The following is a 20,731-nucleotide window of genomic DNA, read 5'->3' as shown; positions in this document are numbered from 1 at the left end:
GTAAAGAGTAATCACTATGAGTTTAACTTATGTCAGTGAACATTTACTGGCTGCTAATAATCTGAATCATCAAGACTTATTTTCTGTTCTGGGCCAATTGGCAGAACGCCGCCTGGACTATGCCGATCTCTATTTCCAATCGAGCTACCATGAAACATGGGTGCTGGAAGACCGCATTATTAAAGATGGCTCCTATAATATTGATCAGGGTGTCGGTGTTCGCGCAGTCAGCGGGGAAAAAACAGGGTTTGCTTACGCGGATCAAATTACGTTAAACGCACTGAACCAAAGTGCCCTGGCAGCGCGCAGCATCGTGAGGGAGACTGGTAATGGTGTTGCCCATACTTTGGGTGCAGTAACGAATAAAGCCCTTTATCCGGCGCTGGATCCTTTACAGAGTATGAGCCGCGAGGAAAAAATCGCGCTGCTACACCGGGTTGACCAAATTGCACGGGCGGAAGACCCGCGCGTGCAAGAAGTGAATGCCAGCCTGAGCGGTGTTTATGAGCAGGTGCTGGTGGCAGCGACCGACGGCACACTGGCTGCGGATATCCGCCCGCTGGTTCGCCTTTCCGTCAGTGTACTGGTGGAAGACAATGGCAAGCGTGAACGCGGCGGCAGCGGTGGTGGTGCCCGTTACGGTTACGAATATTTCCTGCAAACAGAAGATGGCCAGACTCTGGCAGAACAGTTTGCCCGTGAAGCTGTTCGCATGGCTCTGATCAACTTATCGGCAGTTGCAGCCCCTGCGGGCACCATGCCAGTTGTATTGGGCGCGGGTTGGCCCGGCGTTTTACTGCATGAAGCCGTGGGACATGGTTTGGAAGGTGATTTCAACCGTCGCGGAACTTCTGTTTTCTCCGGCCAGATTGGGCAGCAAGTAGCTTCTGAACTGTGTACGGTGGTGGATGACGGCACAATTGAAGGGCGTCGTGGTTCATTGGCTATCGATGATGAAGGTGTTCCGGGTCAGTACAACGTATTGATCGAAAACGGCATTCTGAAAGGCTATATGCAGGATAAACTCAATGCACGTTTAATGGGCGTGGCTCCCACCGGGAATGGCCGCCGCGAATCTTATGCGCATCTGCCGATGCCTCGTATGACCAATACTTACATGCTGGCGGGTAATTCTACGCCGGAAGAAATTATCGCGAGTGTCGATAATGGTCTGTATGCCCCTAATTTTGGTGGTGGTCAGGTTGATATCACTTCCGGTAAGTTTGTTTTCTCAACATCAGAAGCCTATCTGATTGAAAACGGTAAAATTACCAAACCAGTGAAAGGTGCAACGTTGATTGGTTCAGGCATTGAAGCTATGCAACAAATTTCAATGGTTGGAAATGATTTAGCTCTCGACAAAGGTGTGGGTGTTTGCGGTAAGGAAGGCCAAAGTGTTCCAGTGGGTGTTGGGCAACCAACCTTGAAACTGGATAATCTGACCGTTGGTGGGACAGCCTGATAAATACCCTTCGTCTTTCAAGTCGCCTCTTTGTTGGCTGCTCAAATTCGTTCCCGACGAATTTGTCATTGTCTTGCCGCCGCGATGCGGCTTGAAATCCATTGGGCATATACATAGATGAGTTGAGGTCATCATGAAAAAGAGCATGCTAGCGGTTGTATTGTTGATTCTGGCTGTGGTGTATGGTGCCTTTACCAAAGGGTTAATACCGTTTGGTACAGATAAACCCTCACAGCATATTATGGCCTCAGAGAGTGCATCGTCCCAGCAAATTGATGTTTTGACCGAACAAAATCGGGTCGCAGATTATCTCCGGCAGCACCATAAATTGCCTGATTACTACATCACGAAGAAACAGGCGCGCAGTCTTGGTTGGGAAGCACGCCGGGGTAATTTATGCGATGTTTTGCCGGGCAGGGCGATTGGCGGCGATAACTTCTCTAACCGTGAAAACAAATTACCGTCAGAACACGGACGTAAGTGGTTTGAAGCGGATGTGAATTATCGATGCGGGCACAGAGGCAGTGATCGGTTGCTTTATTCTAATGATGGCCTGATTTACCTGACGGTTGATCACTACAAAAACTTCACTCGGTTGGAATGATGATATGAAAAAGGCGGAATTTGATTTTGACCAAATCCCTGACTTAGCCACTTTCTATCGTGAATTCAAAGTGTGCTTCAGTCTTGGGGATGATTTCGGGGATAATCTGGATGCGCTGTGGGACGTCGTGACGGGTGCCATTGCGTTACCTGCCGAGATCAACTTTGTTCACCTGACTTCGCAGAAACGGGCGCGTTTTGCATCGTTGGTATTGCTGTTTGAAGAAGCGGAAGAAGAGCTGGAAGGGGAATTGCGCTTTGATATCATCAATTAAATGTTGTCCCCTGATTGCGACTCCCCATTTTATTGGCATGGGGAGTCTTTCTGCACAAAATCATTCAATAAATCGACGTGGATATTCCTTATTGTCACTTCTCCGATAACATCTCCCGCGTAATAAAAAACCCTAATGCTCCCAGAATGATATAGGGCAAGGATGAACCGACCATAACGGCATGAAGGCTAAATATCTCAATTAGTTTCGGCGCGATAAGCAGGACGAGAAGGATAAATAGCTGTTCATAAAACAAACGGCAGCGGAACACTTTGTCAATGTCTTGTTTCTGGAAGTGCGTTTGCATCAATGTTGCCAGAGGGATCTGAGTGATTGGTGCGCCAATGGACGCAATGGCCGCAAACAACATCATCATCCCAATACTATTGCTGAACGCCATGCAAAACAGGGCACATCCAGAAAGAAAGCGCCCAATAGACATGGCACGTATCGGTTTTGAGATCCTCACTTCAGAAACAACGAGATTGGACAACACATTGAAAAGCCCATAGATACCTAGGATATAGCCGAAATATTCTGATTTATCCGGAAAATCCTGACGGACTTTCAATGCCAGCCCGACAACTAAACTGATATACCAACCGCTATTACAAATAGCATATGCAATAAGGTGATAATTAATGGCAGATTTTTGGTTCAGGGCTTTAAAACCTGCCTTGGTGATGGCAATGTTGCGCGATATAAATGAACCGTGATGAATGGCACGGGGCTGATTGGCATGAATATGATTCAGTTCACGGGATACGCTGAGAATAAAGATGGCAGAAACAAGGTAAGTTGCTGCATTAAAAGCAAAAAAATTATATATGGGCATTTTGGTAAACAGGTATGCTGCAATTGTTGGGCCTGCTACACGGGCAATTCTCCGGACAATATCAAATAAACCATTTGTTGCCTGCAATAAAGAGCGGTCGGTTGAAATCCCCGGCAGCACCGACATCATCGCAGGATCAAAAACGGGCCTGAAATAGGATGTAACAACAATGGCGGCAATCAGCAGGCTGGTGGGTAAAGAGCCTGTCAGCAACCAACTGATAAAAGGCAATAATGTGACGATAAACCTGACCAAATCGGAGAGGAGCATCATTGATTTGCTGGAAAACCCTTCCGTGATCATGCCCGCAGTCAAAGCTGCAATTATCATGACCGCCGCCTGCAACGAAATAAGGTAGCCAGCTTGGCTACCGAACCGTTCCGTGGCTATCCAGACAATCGCGAACGCATAGATTTCAGCACCAATGCTGGCGAGAGTCATGGCTGACCAAAGTCGGCTAATCGTTTTGTTCTTTAAGGTTAATAAGATTTTCATTTGTTAATCTTTCGTCCTTTGAGTTACATGCGTTCCCTTCTATTCCAGTTGAACATTGACCAATTTTGTAATTCTTCATCGGGATATTTTACGGCTATGGGCGCAAGCTCATCGAAGGGGGTTTTGTTCCAGTTGGGAATGGATTTAACCCATTCATCATTGTAAATCGTATCAAAATAGCGATGCCCTTCGTCTGGGAAAACGGTAATGATGATTTTGTCAGGATTATTTTGGGCATACCAATTAGCGACCAAATAAGCCGCCCCACTGGTTCCTCCCATAAACAAGCCGTGTTGTTTATAAATTTCCCGGGATGAAAGAAAAGCCTCTGCGGCACTAACCCAATGTATTTCATTGAATTCCTCATATAAAATATTGCCGGGAATAATGCTGTTACCCAATCCCCTTAATAACCTTTTTCCATTTTTATGACCAAAGAGCACACTATGGTGTGTATCGATTCCGACAGTGAAAAGTTGGCTATTATATTCCCTGAAACCTTTAGAGATCCCGGATATTGAGCCACCTGTTCCTACTGTCCCGCAAAGAATATCAACATGACCTAACACCTGATGAATAGTCTCTGCAACGATTTGATAAGACTTTATATTTCCTTGATTAAAATACTGTTGTGGCCAAAATGCATTTTCTTGGGCAACAATCTCATTGACTTTCTCAAGCCTGGCTTTTTGTGGCCCTTCTTTTTCTTCAATAGTTTTATCAATAAGTTCTATTCGTACATTAAGATTTTTTAGCCTTGCAGACAGATAACTATCGATAGAAGAATCGCCAACCAGTATTAGATTGTAGCCGCGCTCAGCACACAAGAGAGCGAGTGCCAACCCAAATGTTCCTGATGTGCTTTCTACGATCTTATCCCCTTTCTGTAACAATCCTTTTTCTTCTGCTTCGTTAAGTATATATTTTGCCGGAAGGAGCTTCATAAGGGGGAAATAAACACAATATAGATTTTCTTTTAATTTTATTATATTAGGCAATTCATTGGTGAAAAAATAATTTAATTTCACTTTAACCTCTCTTTATTCATGTGCTATTTATTCATATTCTTTTTATGAATAAGGTAATTAAGATAAAAATGAGTTGTTGACGACCAATTTACTCTATCAATATTGTTTTGAATGTTTTGTGTTTTTTTGTAAAAAAGAATCCTGTACTGTCAATGAAATGAAGTTAAATAGCTTTGGTTGTTATTTTGTTAAAGATTAAGAAGTCTTGGGGGAGATAATAATAAAAGAAATAAGATTGCGGGAGTTAAATATGTTGCTGTTTAATATGGATAATTTATTCTCCATTTTATAGTAAAGAAAAAATGGAGAATAGAACGACAGTGAATTTTATTTATTGATCACGTGACTTTCATCACCGTAAAAATATTTTTCAACATTCTTAAATGCGCTATCAAAATAGATGTTATAACAGCTTTTAGTGACATAGCCGATATGTGGGCTGCAAAGTACATTATCCCGTTTCAATAATGGATGTTCTGAATCCCAAATCGGTTCGCTATCAAAAACATCCAGAGCTGCAAAGCCAGGGGTGCCTAAGTCGAGGGCCTTTTCTAATGCACCTTTTTCAATCAATGCAGAGCGGGCAGTATTGACCAATACGGCGGTGGGTTTCATGTTGATCAGATCGTTGAAGGTAATGCCGCCCTCAGTTGCTTTGACCAGCCGCTGATGCAGGGTGATTACATCTGAAGTCTGGAAAAACACCTCACGGGATTCAGGAACGTGTAACCCCTCCTGACGAGCTTGGTTCTGGGCGCGCTCTGATCCCCAAACCTGTACTTTCATATCGAATGCTTGGGCATATTTGGCAACAAGCTGGCCTATCTTGCCATAACCGACAATTCCCAGTGTTTTCCCCGCAACCGTATCGCCAAATTCAGTTTGCCAGAAACCTTTTTTCATCATTTCTACCGAAGGGGTAAACCGGCGAATGGAACTTTGAATCAATAGCCAAGTTAATTCTGCTGCGGCAACGGGTGAACCGATGCCTTCAACAACGGCAATGCCCCGTTGTTTACACAATTCCAGATCGATGTTGTAAGCCACTTTTCCTGTCTGGCTTATCAGTTTTAAATTGGGAGTTTTGGACAGGAATTTCTCATCAATAAGGGTTCTTTCCCGGATCAGAATTAGCGCATCAGCTTTAGACAACAACTCTTCTGCTTTAGGATCTCTATCCAAGGCTCCGAGGCAAACGACTTCAAAATCACTGTTTTGATATAACGATTGAATTTGTTTTGTGGCTTTCTGATAATCATCCGGAATAATAACTAATGGCATTTGAGACATCCTTTGTATTTATTTGTATGGAGCGGATTAGCAAAGTGAAGTGACTTCATGTCGCAGAATATTTATCCAATTGTTCTATATCGTGATTTTCACAATTTGCTAACATTAAAGGTTATTTGTTAACTTAAGTCAATCTAATATAACCAGTTTCCTATACGCCTAAAAACCCGCCTATTTGCCGTCACTCTGTAATTTTATCCCATTGGATATAATAAATTCATATAACTTTATTTTTGAGCAACATATATATTTAATTTTTAAAATTATAATTTTGTTAATTGTTTTAATTAAACTTTAGCCATATAGTTATTTGAGGTGTCATCTTTTTCTAATATATTATTTTTCATACAGTGGTGATGTTTTATATTAATTATCTCATTAAATAAGAGTAATTAGATTTTTTATGTTTAATAAATAAAAAATTTATTTATCGGGGGTAATATGGCAGATAATTATATAAATAAGAATGACATTAGATTTAACCCATTGAAAAAAGGATTTAATCTTCGTTGGCCTGATAAAGATAATGATGTTGCTGGTGTTTTTATTTGTAAAAATGAAGTAGAAGTTAGCGATGCTGCCTATGCCGCGGTATTCAATAACGGAAAAAGAATTACTATTCGTAGTGGTGGTCATTGTTATGAAGGGTTTGTCAGTAATAATACGTTCAAGAATAACGATAAATTACAAGATACTGTGATTATTGATGCCAAATGGATGGAACTATACTACGGGGAAAAAATTTCACAGGAATTAATTGAAGTAAAAACTTTATTTGATGCAGGAAATATTTTCCGACATGAAATGTCGATTCCCTTAAAGCCAGATCTATAAGACGATATGATGATTGAGTAAACCGCCCTTTTCAGGGCGGTTTGTCATTGGCATAAATGCCAGATGCGTTTTTTGTTATTCTGTTTCAGATAATTCTCTCAAATATTGAAAAATCTGACGGTAAGACTTCGGTGGTTTGTTCGCCGCTTTCTCTTTTTTCGCATTGCGAACCAGAGTGCGAAGTTGTTGGCGGTCTGCATGCGGATACAGTGCAATAACTTCTTCGAAGGCATCATCAGTTTCGAGCAGCTTATCGCGCAACTCTTCCAGCTTGTGCAATATAACGACTTGCTGGTTATGACGGTTCTTCAGTTTATCCAGCGCAATGGTGATAGGTTCAGGATCACGGGCACGAAGCAGTTTACCGATCAGCTGCAATTGGCGACGACGACCCTCACGTTTGATTTTCTGCGCCAGTTCAATGGCAGCCAGCAAATCTTCATCCAGCGGGATCCGCTCCAGTTGGCTTTTACTAAGCTCAACTAATTCTAGTCCCAGTTTTTTCAGTATTTCAGCATCCCGCTTAATTTCACTTTTGCTGACCCAAATTATCTCTTCTTCTTCCTCTTCAGCAGGATAATTGTCGAGCCAATCTTCAGGCTGCTTTGCCATAATCGTTTTCCTTCTAAAAAGGCCGGGTAAGGTGCGTTTTGGAGAATGACCTATCGTCCGGTGGGTGTTAACATCCTAATATTGTGTATTGTAACTGGGAAAATTGCCTGATTACCACTCGGCATTAATGCGATGAACCGGAATAAGGCATTTTTTCTGACGAATTTCATCTTTAATTCAATGGATTACGGTTAATTAATGATAGTCACTAATCAACAAATCACAGAGCAACGCAAGCAACTGGAAGATGCGGTTGCCCATGCTCTGGAATTAGCGAAGTCCGGTTGTGATGCTGCGGAAGTCGCGGTCAATAAAACCACGGGGATTAGCGTCAGTACCCGTTTCAGTGAAGTCGAAAATGTTGAGTTCAACAGCGACGGTGCGCTGGGGATCACCGTTTACCACCAGCAGCGCAAAGGCAGTGCTTCCTCAACAGATTTAAGCCCTGAAGCCATTGCCCGTACTGTTCAGGCCGCCATTGATATCGCCCGCTATACTTCTCCTGACCCTTGTGCCGGCCCGGCAGATAAGGAGTTATTGGCATTTGAAGCACCGGAACTGGATCTTTTTCATCCCGCTGACCTGAATGCAGACATGGCCATTGAATTGGCTGCTCGCGCAGAACAAGCTTCGTTGCAGGCTGATGAACGTATTACCAATACTGAAGGTGGCAGTTTTAATAGTCATTATGGCATTCGGGTATTTGGCAATAGTCATGGCATGCTGCAAAGCTACTGCTCAAGTCGTCACTCGATGTCGAGCTGTGTGATCGCGGAGCAAAATGGCAACATGGAGCGTGATTACGCTTATACGATGAGCCGCCATCTTGATGAGCTGAAATCGCCAGAGTGGGTTGGTCAGGAGTGTGCCCGCCGCACGCTTTCACGTCTTGGTGCGCGTAAATTACCTACAATGAAAGCTCCGGTTATCTTCTCTGCGGAAGTCGCTACGGGCTTGTTCGGTCATTTGGTTGGCGCAATCAGCGGCAGCAGCATTTACCGTAAGTCTTCTTTCTTGTTGGATAGCCTGGGCAAGCAGATCCTGCCTTCATGGCTGACCATTGCTGAGCAACCGCATTTATTGCGCGGTCTGGCTTCCACTCCATTTGACAGCGAAGGTGTGCGTACTACGCCACGTGATATTGTTAAAGAAGGAATTTTGCAGACTTGGCTGCTGACTTCCTATTCTGCCCGTAAGCTGGGAATGGTGAACACAGGCCATGCCGGAGGAATTCATAACTGGCATATCGCAGGCCAAGGGCTGGATTTTGACGGTTTGCTGCGTGAAATGGGCACCGGCTTGATTGTCACAGAATTGATGGGGCAGGGCGTTAGCGCGGTCACTGGGGATTATTCCCGCGGTGCATCCGGTTTCTGGGTTGAAAATGGCGAGATCCAATATCCTGTCAGTGAAATCACCATCGCAGGCAACTTGAAAGATATGTGGGCAAATATGGTCACAATTGGCAATGATATCGAAACACGCAGCAATATTCAGTGTGGTTCGGTGTTGCTGCCGGAAATGAGTATCGCCGGTCAATAGGGATACTCAATCAACAGCAGCCAGTTCAGTTTAACTGAGCTGGCTGGAATTAACGGTGATATTCACCTGCAGCTTCTGGTTGATAAAGTATTTCTAATACTTTTATGCGGGTCTGTTCGCCGTTTGGCAATTCCCATGTAATCTCATCGTTGACCCGAAGACCTAAAAGTGCGGCACCCAAAGGGGCCATGACTGACAGATGTTGTGTGCTGTCTTTCAGGGAAGCCGGATAGACCAATGTGCGAATGCGCTCTTCATTGCTGCCCAAATCGATAAAGCGAATTTCACTGTTCATGGTGACAACATCAGCCGGAATATCAACCGGAGGCACGATTTCCGCTCTATCCAGCTCTTCATTCAAGGCTTCTGCGATGCTGGTGTTGGCAAACGCAGGTTGTTCCAACAGAGAATCTAAACGTTCTGCATCCAGTTCATTAATGATAATTTTAGGTTTTTTCATACCACGCTCCAAATTAGGCTCAATACAAAATAACACCCCACATCACAAGGAGGGGGGTGTTATTTTCAAAGTGTTTAAAATGATATTAGGCTGTTCTGGCGTGAAAATAAAGAGATCATGATCACGAACTGTTTTGTGTTTTTAATGTGAAGAGGTTGCTAACCACTAGTTATGAGAATAATCCGGTGCCATTTATGCCTGCCTGTCCCCGCTGTTTTTCTGGCTGCCTCTTTGCCGGCGGCACCCATTCATCCGATCATCGGGGGTCTCTCTTGCCACCTTGATGCAACCCAAAATCCGTAGGGTATGACACTGTGGATTAGGGGGCTTTCACAGTAATCTTTGGATTGGTTATTCCCCAAATGGAAGTCAGCTCAACAATGTGCATGCCACTCCATTTCTGAATATCAGATTGAGTGATTTCATCATTCTGTTGCTTACCGAAAATAACAACTTCATCGCCGGCCTTCACATCAGGCAGATCAGTCACATCGACCATAGTGGTATTCATGGAAATGAGGCCGATGATTGGTGCACGGTGCCCGTTGATCAAAACATAAGCCTTGTTCGACAGGTTGGAACTGACACCATCAGAGAAACCAACCGGCAGGTTAGCGAGTTTGGAATCACGCTTGAGGATGTAAGTGTTGTCGTAGCTGACTCCATTGCCTTGTGGGTATGATTTAACAGACGCAACACGGGTTTTCAGTTCGAGCAACGGCTTGTATTCTGGATGGCTGTCGCTCAGGGCGCCGTAAAGTGCGCTACCGACGCGTACCATGTCGAATTGTGCTTCAGGGATGCTGGCGGATGCAAAAGAACTTGATGCATGCAAGGTGATGTTTTTGCGGTTCAGTTTGGCTGTTTTGATCAGCCAAGAAGTCTGTTCTTTGAAGTTCTTGATGCTTGCACGAATGACATCCAGATCGGTAAGAGCGTGGTGGCTCATGATGCCGACCAGCTTCAGGTTAGGCAACTGCACGATTTTCAATGCATCTTGTTTACCTTGTTCGGTCTTCATTTCCAGACCATTACGGCTCATCAGGCCGGTGTTCAGTACCAGATGCACACGCAGTTGCTTGCCGCGTTTTTTAGCCAGGGCATCAACAGCCTGCGCCTGTTCCAGATCACCGACCATTTCTTCCATATCATAGCCCAGTGTGCTTTCAATTTCGCTCACATCGGCTGTGCGGATACGGATAAGCTGGCCTTTGAAGCCGCTTTCACGCACGATGCGCGCTTCTTCGTTACTGGTGATCCCTACACATGGTATACCTGTTTTAATGATGGATGGCATCAACAGACCGATACCATGACCATAAGCGTCTCCTTTCAAAACTACACACATTCTAGTGTCTTTATTTAGTGTTTTTTGCAGTGTGTGGATATTGTTTTCGAAAGTTGTGGTATTGATTTCAACCCAAGCATTATTGTTTTGTGCAATGCTTTCTGCTTGTGTGTTATTCAAAGAAAGTGTTGGAGCTGCTTGAGTTACGCCTTGGCATAAAGTTAGGCCAAGAACGACAGCAAGTGCTGTCTTATTCAAATTCATGAAATAAATCTCCGGGTTTTTATATGTTTATTTATATTTATGCAAATACCCCTAAATGGTAAATATTTTCCTATTCGTTCATACAGTTAATTATTATTTAATGTTATTTAAATTGTGATAATTGGCTATTTGTAAATGGCTTAATATTATTTATTCTTAATTAAATTTGTTGGTCAAGTAATTAATAATGTTTTGAACTTTCATTTTTAATGAAAAAGTAATGCGAAAATCAGGGCGGCATTTTTACAATAATGGAGTTTGGTAGGGAAATTTTAGAAATCATTTGAAAAGTATCTATCAATATTTTTAATGTGCGTTAATTTATTCACCAGAAATTAAATCAAGTAGTCATTAAATTAAGTGGTGGATCGTCATGGAAAGTGCAAGGGGGCATCTGGAGAGTTATGGCGGCACAACATAATTTTACAAATGTAGAATAGTTCGTTTATTGAATGTTTATTTAGATATCGTGATATACATTGATTTTGTTCTGGTTGTAATTTTGTGTTGTTAGTAATGTTATTTCAGTCACTTAAAAATAACATAGTTTAAAACATATATTTTAAAATAATTCTCTATTCCATTTGATTCTAAATATAGAAAGAGGTAATTATGGAAAACAGCAATATCGATTTAAATGAATGGCTTGAAGAAGAAACGTTTGAAGCGGCAGTTGAAATCATACAGGAAAAAGCAGTCATCCCATTCGGGACTACCATGTGGCCTGTTTAAATCTTCTATAGCTTTAATATTACAATGGTAATGTATTTATAATCGTCGTATATTAACTCCAGCTACATGTTTACCTTAATACCCAAAGAATCTCAGATTCATTAATTTGAAATAAACTTTGAGTGATTGGCAATCATGTGGCTGGGTAAATTCGTTTCTGATTAATTTTTTGCTATTAGTGATAAGGTTATCATTACGAGGTTATCATGCAATTAAATGATGAAGAAAACAAAAGCATAATGAATATGTTGTTTTGTTTATTTAACCATCCCGCTGTCAAGGAAAAAGCAAATAATGCAGAGATTATTCACTTGTTGATTGGGTGGGATGAAAGCCATAAAGAAATCGTAAAAAATATTATCAAAATTTCTGAAACATTACCTTTATTGGATATTCGCTCTTTACCACTTAATGAATCGCCATCAGGTGTTTTAATAGAAGAAATTGAAAAATGCGATGCTTTTATGTTTTTTTATCTTTCATCAACATTAAAACCATTTAGTTCTGCCGGCCCTAAGTTTCTTGCACCAATAAAGAAAATAATGCAAAAGCATTGGAGTAAATCCATTTTATTCAAAGATTACAGCAATCATTTCTATGAATCTTTTTCCGAAGATATCGATATCATTAAAAATAGAAATAAGTTACTAATAGCGCATGCAGTAATAAGTAAGCAAGTTATTTTTAAACAGAAAAATGATTATTCGCTAGTTGCAACAATGAATGAAAATCAGTCATGGACTTCTATTGATGGTTCAGGAAACTATGATTTAACGCCGGGGGAAATTGCAACAAAATTCCATAAATTGGAAGGTGATATTATATTCAGTGGGACTTTTCTCAGCACAATTCCCTTTGCCATTAAGTATGGAATAGTGAAAGATTTTTTTAAAATGACCATCAAAGATAGCAAAGTCATTGATTTTAAATGTCATGATGTCAATTTTTCGCAAGATTTTGATAAGTATCTATCTGCAAACCCAAGCAACAGTGTTATTGAAGAGTTTGGTATCGGCACCAATTGCGGTGTCAAACGGCTTTATGGCTTAAATGCAGGTTTTGAAGAGCGGCATCCTGGCTTGCACCTTGGGTTAGGTGGGGGGGCAATCGGCAGCCATCATTTAGATTTAATCGTTCAAGGTGGCACGTTATCTTTTGATGAAAATATTTTTGTTCGTAATAATCGTTTCGATCTCCAATAAATTTCGCAAGGAAAGCGTTAGTTTTCATCGAAACCAACTGGGTACGGATGCCGTTGCCAAAAATCAATCACAAGCTACGCCCAAGCGTTCTCGGAGGGTTTGTTCTGTATAGTCAGGCCGGAAGAGGTTTCTTTTTTGCAATAGGGGAATAACGTGATCGACCATAAGCGATCATTTCCGGGGTTCCCAGTACCATGCTATGCATTCCCATATGTTGCAAAATAAGCTGATAAACGGTGAGATTATTGGCTCGGGCTAGCTATCAACATGCTTTAGTTAAATTCAGTATCTTCTGTATTTCTTCTGATAATCCTATTGTATTTTCACCGTTACTTAATTTTGCGGCTTCCCAAACGCACTGGCCGATGACTTTAGGGTGATAGCCGTTTACGTTCATGACCTTGATAATGGCAGCACCATAAGACAGCCCTATGCCAATTTTTAAAGGCGGGAATTTATATCGTTGCCATAAAATATCATTAATATGATGCATAGTATTATTTATGCATTTTTCAGCAGCTATATAAGCCTTATTTATTACATTAATTAAACTACCTGGTTTAATATGAAATAAAATTAATGCACCATCGCCAAGCAGTTCTGTTGCTTTTCCACCTTCTTGTGCTGCGGTATAAGTAATTGCCGGGATCAATGAAGACGTTTCATAGAAAATTTTTTGTAACCCGCATTCTATAATGGGGGAAGTCGAATACTGTTTAAAGCTGGAGCTGGAGTTTCTCATGTCCATCATGAATGCCACGAATTCACTGACTTCTGGCTTATCATTCTCTAAAAATGGATAGCCGGGGATGAGCGTTTCTACCATCTCTTTTTTCAGTATGGAGTCAACGTTGTTTTCATGCCTGTAATAAGAAGACGGAGGAGCGATGATTGGTTGAGAAACGATATTCTTGCCAATACTATTTATCGATCCGCCGATTATAAGTTGATGAGCATGATCATTAATTTTATCTGTTGACAGACTATATTTATTAAAATTATGGCGAACTTGTTGCCAGTCCTTTTCAGCACAGTCAAGATGGTAATTAATGAGTTCTTTTAAATCATGCTCAAATTTACATTCTTTTTTTATGTTTTCTTTTTTTATTGTTGTTATTTTTGGTGTTGGTTTTTTATTCATATATTTATTGCTGTCTATAATGAAAATTAATGATTTTATTTAAATAGAAAATTAATATTTTTTGTACGGCTCTTATCATTGCTAATTGGTAAGGGCGAATGTTTTCGGCTAAGACACCCTATAAAATAGTTGTAAATAAATATGAATGTTTAGTTTTGATGAATACTTGATAAATATAAAAGTATTCTCTATTTTTAATACGTTAAACTGATTTATATAGGTCAGTCAGCATTTTTAGATGATGAATTGACGATAAATGAGTATAAATAGAATAAGTTACTGATTTGTGTGAGATATATCAAGAAAGGCAAAAATATTCACTATCTCTACTATTCAAGTTAGTTATAAATATAGTTTTTTATATCACAATCTATAACTATCGAAAATCTGGCGGCTGGTTCGATGTGTGTTTTTAAGGGAATGCTTTGTTTTTACAGGGGAAATAACTTTATTAAAGGAAGGTGATGTTTTTACCGGAAAAATAATGCTTTTAATGGAACCGATTAATCTTCGTCAAAACCAGAATTGAATAGATCAACAATAGCGGCCAGTGCTTGCTGTTCATCAGCGCCGGTTGCCTCAACTTCAATGCAACTGCCTTGTTCAGAATCCAGCATCAGCATGGCAATCACACTACTGGCTTCGGCCTGGATATTATTGCTATTGCGCAAAATAACCTGAGATTGAAACTGCTGCACAAGGTCATGCAGTTTCATTGCAGGTCTGGCATGCATACCAAGCCGATTTTTGATTTCAAGCCGTTGTTTGACTGTCATGCTGTATCTACCGCTTGTTTTTGAATTAACCGTTTTTAAAGCAATTGCCTAACAAGCAATTGCTTACATTATTTGCGTTTTTCCAGTGTACGGTGACGTGACTGCACATTTTTACCGCGAGAGCGGAAATAATCAGCCAACTGCTCTGCTACATAAACGGAACGGTGTTTACCACCGGTACAGCCAATCGCCACGGTTAAGTAGCTGCGGTTGTTGGTTTCCAGCATGGGCAACCAAAGTTCCAGATAGCTGCGTGTCTGGTAGATGAAGTTATGTACTTCAGTATGGCGATCCAAAAATGCGGCGACAGGGCGATCTAACCCTGTCATTGGGCGTAATTTCGGATCCCAATGAGGGTTCGGCAGGAAGCGCACGTCGAAAACATAGTCTGCATCAATGGGAATACCATGCTTGAAGCCAAAAGATTCAAACACCATGGTCAGTTCACGTTCCCGTTTGCCCAATAAACGCGTTCTGAGCATTTCTGCCAGTTCATGAACGGACATCTCAGAGGTATCGATGATCAAATCGGCGCGTGAACGCAAAGGTTCCAGTAGATCACTTTCGTGGTCAATCGCACTTTCCAGTGACAAGTTTTTACTGGAGAGCGGATGCAAACGCCGAGTGTCACTGTAACGACGGATCAGGGTATTGCGATCGGCGTCAAGGAACAGTAGCTGTGGCGAGAAACTGTCAGGTAATTGCGTTAGGGCTTCTTCGAAAATCTCGGGTGATTCCGGCATGTTCCTGACATCAATGCTCACCGCCGCCGAAATATCACGTTCAGCCAACGTACTTGCCAGTTCTGGCAGCAATACGACCGGCAGATTATCTACGCAATAGAAGCCCATATCTTCCAGTGCGCGTAGGGCGACAGATTTTCCTGAACCTGAGCGACCACTGACTATCATCAGCACCATGAGGTGACTCCCTAAATGTTTATAATTGTATTATACCTGCCGTATTTCAAACCGCAGCTTGAAATCCCTTAAGTATAACTTTTTATTATTCAGTAATAATTTTATATAGCTCTTCATCACTCTGAGCTGAGCGCAGGCGGCGGCAGAGATTTTTATCTGCAAGGCGCTTTGCTATTAATGATAGTGAGTGTAAATGGGTTTGGCACTGGTCTGATGGCACCAATAAAGCGAAAAGCAAGTCAACAGGTTGATTATCAATAGCATCAAAGGTAATAGGTTGCTCCAGATGCAAAAACACGCCGACGGCATTATCTGAACATTCTTTATCGAGTTTGCCGTGGGGAATGGCAATTCCGTTTCCAATACCGGTCGTGCCCACTTTTTCGCGGGTCAGGATGGCTTCGAAAACGACATTTTCCGGTAATCCAAGCTGTTTGGATGCCAGTTCACTGATAATCTCTAAAGCCCGTTTTTTACTCGAACAAGGTACGTTGTTGCGTGTACATTCGGGTGAAAGTACTGAGCTTAGTGGTAAATCTGTTTCGTTGTTCATTTCTTTATTCACTTAGAGCCTGAAAATACCAGATGCCGGATTGTGGGACATCTGGTATTGATACACTGGGCTATAGTAGGAGCTACAGATAGAACAGTGGCTATTTTATGACGGCCCCGTTGCCTGAAAGCGGTTAATGTTGTCTCAATTTACTTTTATGTTTGGTCAATTGACGCGCAAGTTTATCTGCCAGCGCATCAATTGCCGCATACATATCTTCATGTTCTGCGGTTGCATGCAACTCACCTCCGTTAATGTGCACGGTGGCTTCGGCGATTTGACTCACTTTTTCCACTCGGAGGATGACCTGAATAAGGTTAATCTTATCGAAATATTGATCCAGTTTTCCGCATTTTGCTTGCACAATATTGCGTAGTGCATCTGTGATTTCAAGATTGTGGCCTGTTACATTGAGTTGCATAGTGTTTTCCTTCTCTGAGTTGCTCAAACCAGCGTTTTGCGTTGGTTTGAAGGAGGGATGGATAACGACTCTCTATATTTTGCGACAGTCCGGCGCGCCACTTGAATGCCCTGTTCCGCCAGTATACTGGTCAATTTGCTGTCACTCAGGGGCTTGGCCGGGTTTTCTGCCGCGACAAGTTTTTTCACCAAGGCACGTATTGCGGTTGAAGAGGCTTCACCTCCGCTGTCAGTGCTGACGTGACTGGAGAAAAAATATTTCAATTCAAAAATCCCGCGTGGGCTATACAGGTATTTCTGTGTCGTCACGCGCGAAATGGTGGATTCATGCATGTCAATCTGGTAGGCAATATCGGCCAGTACCAGCGGTTTCATGTGTTCTGCACCATATTCAAAAAAATCTTGTTGCCGCTCAACAATGCAGCCAGCAACTTTCAGCAATGTTTCATTGCGGCTTTCGAGGCTTTTTATCAGCCACTTGGCTTCCTGCAAATTATTGCGAATAAACAGGCTGTCACTTTCATTATGGGTCTGTTGCCCCAATGCTGCATAATGTTGATTGATGCGCAGACGGGGAATGCTATCGGTATTTAACCTGACTTGCCAACTTTCATTTTCTTTCTGTACCAATACGTCCGGGATTACATATTCGGATTCACCCGTATTGATCATTAACCCCGGTTTCGGTTCCAGTGATTGGATGATATCAATCGCACCTTTAAGAGTACTTTCTTTTAATTTACTTTGACGCAATAAATTACGAAAGTCTCGATTACCCAGCAGTTCAAGGTAGTTAGCGGCAATCAGCTTGGCTTCGTTGAGATGAGTTGTCTCAGGCGGAAGCATTGCCATTTGGATCAGCAGGCATTCACGCAGGTCACGCGCCGCAACGCCGATTGGATCAAAATGCTGTATGCGTTTGATAACGGCTTCGACTTCTTCCAATGTGAGTTCATCATCACCAATACTGGCAAGGATCTCTTCGGCGGAAACTGTCAGATAGCCGCTATCATCAATGGCGTCAATTATTGATGTGGCGATTGCGGCATCTGTTTCGGTGAAGGGGGTCAATTCTGCCTGCCATGTCAGGTAATCTTGCAGGGTTTGGGTGGTTTCTCCCTGATAAACTGGAAAGTCATCAGCGTAGTAATCACTGTGCGACCCCGAAGGTATGCCGGCGCTGTAAATTTCATCCCAGCTGGTATCCAAGGGCAGCTCTTTCGGCATCTCTTGCTGTTCAAGCGCTTCCCGGGTATCCATCACTTCAGCTTCATTCTCAGGAAGGCTCTGGGTTTCTACTTCGCTATGCTGCTCATCCTGTTCAAGTAATGGATTGGTTTCCAATGCCTGTTGGATCTCCTGCTGAAGTTCGAGCGTGGAAAGTTGCAACAAACGGATAGCTTGCTGGAGCTGGGGTGTCATCGTTAATTGCTGACTGAGCCTGAGTTGCAAACTTTGCTTCATAGCGTTACCACTTCTCCTTTATCTGGCTTGAATGATCCCTGAAAGTGCGCCTGACAGATAAATCAAGATTAAAGACGGAAACCTTCTCCCAAGTAAACGCGTTTGACCTGTTCGTTATTCAGTATTTCATCAGGTGTGCCGTGAGCAATCAAGTGACCTTGGCTGACGATATAGGCATGTTCACAAACATCCAGTGTTTCGCGGACATTGTGGTCAGTAATCAATACTCCCAGCCCAGAATCCCGTAGGTGTTGGATGATTTTTTTAATATCCAGAACGGAAATGGGATCTACGCCCGCAAAAGGCTCATCCAGCAGGATGAATTTTGGATTGGCAGCCAGCGCACGGGCGATTTCCACACGGCGGCGCTCACCACCGGAAAGCGATTGCCCAAGGTTATCACGCAGGTGAGCGATGTGAAATTCTTCCATCAGCTCTTCGGCACGTTCCTTTCTTTGTTCATGATTGAGATCTTTGCGGATCTCTAGAATCGCCATCAAATTGTCGAATACGCTCAGGCGGCGGAAAATAGAGGCTTCCTGTGGCAGATAGCCGATTCCGCGGCGGGCACGTTCGTGCAGTGGCAGCAGGCTGATGTCTTCTCCATCAATGGTGATAGAGCCTGCATCACGTGGAACGATGCCCACCACCATGTAGAAAGTGGTGGTTTTGCCTGCCCCGTTGGGGCCGAGCAAGCCAACAATTTCCCCTGACTTTACTTTCAGGCTGACGTTCTCAACAACCTTGCGGCTTTTATAGGCCTTTGCCAGATTTTCTGCGTTTAGTATTGCCATAAGTCGTTATTTACTCTTTTTGTGAACATCAGAGCCGTGGGTATTCGGGCCTTTTTCTTGCAATTGGGATGGCAGCAGGACGGTAGTGACCCGTTTACCTTTATCACTAAATGCTTCCATTTGCTGTGTCGGCACCAGATAGGTAATCTTATCGCCCTTGATATTGCTGTCTAGTTGCTCAAGGTAAGCATTACCCGTCAGTGTGACTAATTCTTTGCCCATTTCATAGCGCATTTTGGATGCATGGCCCTTAATGGGTTTCCCGTCATCCTGCAATTGGTAGAAAGTGGCCGGATTGCCGTAAGCCTCAATGACTGTCTTTTTTGAATCGTTATCGGGGCGGGTAACGACAACTTTATCAGCACGAATATCAATAGAACCTTGCTTTACAATGACTTTATCCGTAAATGTGGCAATATTCCCGGTTAGATCCAGAGACTGCCTTGCAGAATCGATGGTAATGGGCTGTTTTGTATCATCTTTTAAAGCCAGTACTGGCAGGCTGGTTGCAAAAAGTGTACTGGCAATAAGGGTGTTACGGATTAGGTTGTTCATGTGGGATCTCATATTGAGTAGTCACCTTTTCAATCAGTTCAGCAGTTTTATTTCGCAAATTGCCACGCATTTTCATTCCGACAGATTGCAGGCCAATACCTGTGATAGTCACTTGGTCATCGGATGCAATGTCTTGTGTTGTCAGATTGACAGTCGCATTATCTGTTTTTATCTGTTGCAGTTGTGATGCTTCGGTCAGGCTGTTCACACGGACATCTCCGTACAGATAGAGCATTCTGTCATTGGTTAGTTTGGCTTTAACCGAGCTTACTGTCCATGTGGCGGTCGGATTTTCAGAGGGGCTGTTTGGGTCATATGTCGTCAATACTGGCTTGGTAAACCAAGTCAGTTTTGTATCGGCAAAGTTTTTGACATCATCTGCCACTAACTTGTAAACCAGTTTCCCCTCTGGATCATAGACAAAAGTAACTGCTTCCTGCGTTTGATAAGTAGGATGACCGTCATCGACAATGGATGAAGAAGAATCATCATTTACACTGGATAAATTCCAGCCAATCAGCACAAGTGCGATCAGTACCAATGTTGCGATCAGCCAGGATTGAATTTTGCTCATTCTTTTTCAGTTTTAATTTATATGGATAACCCTTTGGCATCTTCCAGCTTATTCTGAGCTAAGAGCACCAAATCACAAAGTTCCCTGACTGCACCACGACCACCTGCAATCTGAGTCACATAATCTGCTTTTGGCAACAGAAGCGGGTGGGCATCAGATACTGCAACTGATAACCCAACTTGTGCCATCACGGGCCAGTCAATAAGGTCATCGCCAATATAGGCAATTTGATCTGGCTGTAATGCTAGTTTATCCAACAGTTCCTTATACGCCAAAATCTTATCGTTCTGCCCTTGGTAAAGATGTGTAATTCCTAGCGTTTTCGCACGATTTTCCAACAGTTTTGCTTTGCGGCCAGTAATAATGGCAACTTCAATCCCGGAGGTAATTAAGCAACGGATACCATAACCGTCACGGACGTTAAAGGCTTTCAGTTCTTCACCTTCATTGCCCATATAGATAAGCCCGTCAGACATTACGCCATCAACATCACAAATCAGAAGACGGATTTTACGGGCTTTCTCGATAATATCTTTGCTTACTGGCCCATAACAGGTGTCCAGATATTCTTTTTGACTCATTATTAAGGGATTCTCTTAAGATTTATATCAT

At 42.5% G+C, this 20,731-nt stretch carries 22 protein-coding genes; 6 read left to right on the top strand and 16 right to left on the bottom strand.

The features are described 5' to 3' along the window. Positions 1-16: 16 nt before the first annotated feature. From tldD to FE392_RS14925, 3 genes are all read left to right on the top strand, one after another. Positions 17-1,462, top strand: coding sequence for a metalloprotease TldD (gene tldD, locus FE392_RS14935; protein ID WP_319931016.1), 1,446 nt, complete (start codon positions 17-19; stop codon positions 1,460-1,462). A 133-nt stretch (positions 1,463-1,595) separates the two neighbouring features. After that, positions 1,596-2,066 (top strand): ribonuclease, encoded by a 471-nt coding sequence (locus FE392_RS14930; protein ID WP_319931015.1) that lies wholly within the window; start codon positions 1,596-1,598, stop codon positions 2,064-2,066. Between the two features lie 4 nt (positions 2,067-2,070). Continuing rightward, entirely contained in the window at positions 2,071-2,340 is a 270-nt protein-coding gene (locus FE392_RS14925; RefSeq protein WP_319931014.1) for a barstar family protein, read from the top strand. A 94-nt stretch (positions 2,341-2,434) separates the two neighbouring features. On the opposite strand, the gene FE392_RS14920 is transcribed toward FE392_RS14925, so the two are convergent. From FE392_RS14920 to FE392_RS14910, 3 genes are all read right to left on the bottom strand, one after another. Further along, on the bottom strand, positions 2,435-3,670 hold the full coding sequence (locus FE392_RS14920) for an MFS transporter (protein ID WP_319931013.1): 1,236 nt from the start codon (positions 3,668-3,670) through the stop codon (positions 2,435-2,437). A 23-nt stretch (positions 3,671-3,693) separates the two neighbouring features. Further along, entirely contained in the window at positions 3,694-4,698 is a 1,005-nt protein-coding gene (locus FE392_RS14915) for a PLP-dependent cysteine synthase family protein (protein WP_319931012.1), read from the bottom strand. Between the two features lie 327 nt (positions 4,699-5,025). Further along, complete coding sequence (locus tag FE392_RS14910; RefSeq protein WP_319931011.1) at positions 5,026-5,979, bottom strand: D-2-hydroxyacid dehydrogenase family protein; 954 nt, start codon at positions 5,977-5,979, stop codon at positions 5,026-5,028. 450 nt (positions 5,980-6,429) lie between these two features. On the opposite strand from FE392_RS14910, the gene FE392_RS14905 reads away from it, so the two are divergent. Then, complete coding sequence (locus tag FE392_RS14905) at positions 6,430-6,822, top strand: BBE domain-containing protein (RefSeq protein WP_319931010.1); 393 nt, start codon at positions 6,430-6,432, stop codon at positions 6,820-6,822. A gap of 75 nt (positions 6,823-6,897) precedes the next feature. Here FE392_RS14905 and yjgA read toward each other — a convergent pair whose 3' ends face one another. Next, positions 6,898-7,434 (bottom strand): ribosome biogenesis factor YjgA, encoded by a 537-nt coding sequence (gene yjgA / locus FE392_RS14900; protein WP_319931009.1) that lies wholly within the window; start codon positions 7,432-7,434, stop codon positions 6,898-6,900. Positions 7,435-7,632: 198 nt separating this feature from the next. Here yjgA and pmbA point away from each other — a divergent pair, with 198 nt between their 5' ends. Beyond that, the gene (gene pmbA, locus FE392_RS14895; protein ID WP_319931008.1) at positions 7,633-8,976 is read left to right on the top strand and encodes a metalloprotease PmbA; all 1,344 of its coding nucleotides are present in this window, start codon (positions 7,633-7,635) and stop codon (positions 8,974-8,976) included. A gap of 49 nt (positions 8,977-9,025) precedes the next feature. Here pmbA and rnk read toward each other — a convergent pair whose 3' ends face one another. After that, positions 9,026-9,436, bottom strand: coding sequence for a nucleoside diphosphate kinase regulator (gene rnk, locus FE392_RS14890; RefSeq protein WP_319931007.1), 411 nt, complete (start codon positions 9,434-9,436; stop codon positions 9,026-9,028). A 319-nt stretch (positions 9,437-9,755) separates the two neighbouring features. After that, positions 9,756-10,988, bottom strand: coding sequence for an alanine racemase (gene alr / locus FE392_RS14885; RefSeq protein ID WP_319931006.1), 1,233 nt, complete (start codon positions 10,986-10,988; stop codon positions 9,756-9,758). 938 nt (positions 10,989-11,926) lie between these two features. Here alr and FE392_RS14880 point away from each other — a divergent pair. Continuing rightward, positions 11,927-12,922 (top strand): CgnE/CgnB domain-containing protein, encoded by a 996-nt coding sequence (locus FE392_RS14880; RefSeq protein ID WP_319931005.1) that lies wholly within the window; start codon positions 11,927-11,929, stop codon positions 12,920-12,922. A 262-nt stretch (positions 12,923-13,184) separates the two neighbouring features. Here FE392_RS14880 and FE392_RS14875 read toward each other — a convergent pair whose 3' ends face one another. From FE392_RS14875 to kdsC, 10 genes are all read right to left on the bottom strand, one after another. After that, positions 13,185-14,063: a hypothetical protein gene (locus tag FE392_RS14875; protein ID WP_319931004.1), complete on the bottom strand. Its 879-nt coding sequence runs from the start codon at positions 14,061-14,063 to the stop codon at positions 13,185-13,187. Between the two features lie 503 nt (positions 14,064-14,566). Next, positions 14,567-14,839, bottom strand: coding sequence for a PTS phosphocarrier protein NPr (gene npr, locus FE392_RS14870; protein WP_319931003.1), 273 nt, complete (start codon positions 14,837-14,839; stop codon positions 14,567-14,569). Positions 14,840-14,907: 68 nt separating this feature from the next. After that, positions 14,908-15,759 (bottom strand): RNase adapter RapZ, encoded by an 852-nt coding sequence (gene rapZ, locus FE392_RS14865; protein ID WP_319931002.1) that lies wholly within the window; start codon positions 15,757-15,759, stop codon positions 14,908-14,910. A gap of 85 nt (positions 15,760-15,844) precedes the next feature. Next, entirely contained in the window at positions 15,845-16,312 is a 468-nt protein-coding gene (gene ptsN / locus FE392_RS14860) for a PTS IIA-like nitrogen regulatory protein PtsN (RefSeq protein ID WP_319931001.1), read from the bottom strand. Between the two features lie 133 nt (positions 16,313-16,445). Further along, on the bottom strand, positions 16,446-16,733 hold the full coding sequence (gene hpf, locus FE392_RS14855; RefSeq protein ID WP_319931000.1) for a ribosome hibernation promoting factor: 288 nt from the start codon (positions 16,731-16,733) through the stop codon (positions 16,446-16,448). Between the two features lie 23 nt (positions 16,734-16,756). Next, positions 16,757-18,196, bottom strand: a complete 1,440-nt coding sequence (gene rpoN / locus FE392_RS14850; RefSeq protein WP_319930999.1) for an RNA polymerase factor sigma-54 — start codon at positions 18,194-18,196, stop codon at positions 16,757-16,759. 68 nt (positions 18,197-18,264) lie between these two features. Next, positions 18,265-18,990, bottom strand: a complete 726-nt coding sequence (gene lptB / locus FE392_RS14845; protein WP_319930998.1) for an LPS export ABC transporter ATP-binding protein — start codon at positions 18,988-18,990, stop codon at positions 18,265-18,267. Positions 18,991-18,996: 6 nt separating this feature from the next. Continuing rightward, complete coding sequence (gene lptA, locus FE392_RS14840; protein WP_319930997.1) at positions 18,997-19,545, bottom strand: lipopolysaccharide ABC transporter substrate-binding protein LptA; 549 nt, start codon at positions 19,543-19,545, stop codon at positions 18,997-18,999. Continuing rightward, positions 19,526-20,119, bottom strand: a complete 594-nt coding sequence (gene lptC / locus FE392_RS14835; protein ID WP_319930996.1) for an LPS export ABC transporter periplasmic protein LptC — start codon at positions 20,117-20,119, stop codon at positions 19,526-19,528. The genes lptA and lptC overlap by 20 nt, the downstream gene beginning before the upstream one ends. Before the next feature lie 17 nt (positions 20,120-20,136). Then, positions 20,137-20,700: a 3-deoxy-manno-octulosonate-8-phosphatase KdsC gene (kdsC, locus tag FE392_RS14830; protein ID WP_319930995.1), complete on the bottom strand. Its 564-nt coding sequence runs from the start codon at positions 20,698-20,700 to the stop codon at positions 20,137-20,139. Positions 20,701-20,731: the final 31 nt, after the last annotated feature.

The sequence above is a fragment of the Xenorhabdus santafensis genome (assembly GCF_033949405.1).
Taxonomy (GTDB): Bacteria; Pseudomonadota; Gammaproteobacteria; order Enterobacterales; family Enterobacteriaceae; genus Xenorhabdus; species Xenorhabdus santafensis.
The sequence above is the reverse complement of the archived record's forward strand: the minus strand, read 5'-3'. Positions and strand labels throughout refer to the sequence as shown.

What these genes read in the sequence shown, in the direction of transcription:
- npr (WP_319931003.1), bottom strand. Translation starts at nt 14,839, where the DNA reads ATGACAGTCAAACAACGGCTTGAAATCAAAAATCGGCTTGGTATGCAT.
- kdsC (WP_319930995.1), bottom strand. Translation starts at nt 20,700, where the DNA reads ATGAGTCAAAAAGAATATCTGGACACCTGTTATGGGCCAGTAAGCAAA.
- tldD (WP_319931016.1), top strand. Translation starts at nt 17, where the DNA reads ATGAGTTTAACTTATGTCAGTGAACATTTACTGGCTGCTAATAATCTG.
- FE392_RS14880 (WP_319931005.1), top strand. Translation starts at nt 11,927, where the DNA reads ATGCAATTAAATGATGAAGAAAACAAAAGCATAATGAATATGTTGTTT.
- rapZ (WP_319931002.1), bottom strand. Translation starts at nt 15,759, where the DNA reads ATGGTGCTGATGATAGTCAGTGGTCGCTCAGGTTCAGGAAAATCTGTC.
- FE392_RS14925 (WP_319931014.1), top strand. Translation starts at nt 2,071, where the DNA reads ATGAAAAAGGCGGAATTTGATTTTGACCAAATCCCTGACTTAGCCACT.
- yjgA (WP_319931009.1), bottom strand. Translation starts at nt 7,434, where the DNA reads ATGGCAAAGCAGCCTGAAGATTGGCTCGACAATTATCCTGCTGAAGAG.
- FE392_RS14875 (WP_319931004.1), bottom strand. Translation starts at nt 14,063, where the DNA reads ATGAATAAAAAACCAACACCAAAAATAACAACAATAAAAAAAGAAAAC.
- FE392_RS14930 (WP_319931015.1), top strand. Translation starts at nt 1,596, where the DNA reads ATGAAAAAGAGCATGCTAGCGGTTGTATTGTTGATTCTGGCTGTGGTG.
- FE392_RS14905 (WP_319931010.1), top strand. Translation starts at nt 6,430, where the DNA reads ATGGCAGATAATTATATAAATAAGAATGACATTAGATTTAACCCATTG.
- ptsN (WP_319931001.1), bottom strand. Translation starts at nt 16,312, where the DNA reads ATGAACAACGAAACAGATTTACCACTAAGCTCAGTACTTTCACCCGAA.
- lptB (WP_319930998.1), bottom strand. Translation starts at nt 18,990, where the DNA reads ATGGCAATACTAAACGCAGAAAATCTGGCAAAGGCCTATAAAAGCCGC.
- rpoN (WP_319930999.1), bottom strand. Translation starts at nt 18,196, where the DNA reads ATGAAGCAAAGTTTGCAACTCAGGCTCAGTCAGCAATTAACGATGACA.
- FE392_RS14920 (WP_319931013.1), bottom strand. Translation starts at nt 3,670, where the DNA reads ATGAAAATCTTATTAACCTTAAAGAACAAAACGATTAGCCGACTTTGG.
- alr (WP_319931006.1), bottom strand. Translation starts at nt 10,988, where the DNA reads ATGAATTTGAATAAGACAGCACTTGCTGTCGTTCTTGGCCTAACTTTA.
- hpf (WP_319931000.1), bottom strand. Translation starts at nt 16,733, where the DNA reads ATGCAACTCAATGTAACAGGCCACAATCTTGAAATCACAGATGCACTA.
- lptC (WP_319930996.1), bottom strand. Translation starts at nt 20,119, where the DNA reads ATGAGCAAAATTCAATCCTGGCTGATCGCAACATTGGTACTGATCGCA.
- FE392_RS14910 (WP_319931011.1), bottom strand. Translation starts at nt 5,979, where the DNA reads ATGCCATTAGTTATTATTCCGGATGATTATCAGAAAGCCACAAAACAA.
- rnk (WP_319931007.1), bottom strand. Translation starts at nt 9,436, where the DNA reads ATGAAAAAACCTAAAATTATCATTAATGAACTGGATGCAGAACGTTTA.
- lptA (WP_319930997.1), bottom strand. Translation starts at nt 19,545, where the DNA reads ATGAACAACCTAATCCGTAACACCCTTATTGCCAGTACACTTTTTGCA.
- pmbA (WP_319931008.1), top strand. Translation starts at nt 7,633, where the DNA reads ATGATAGTCACTAATCAACAAATCACAGAGCAACGCAAGCAACTGGAA.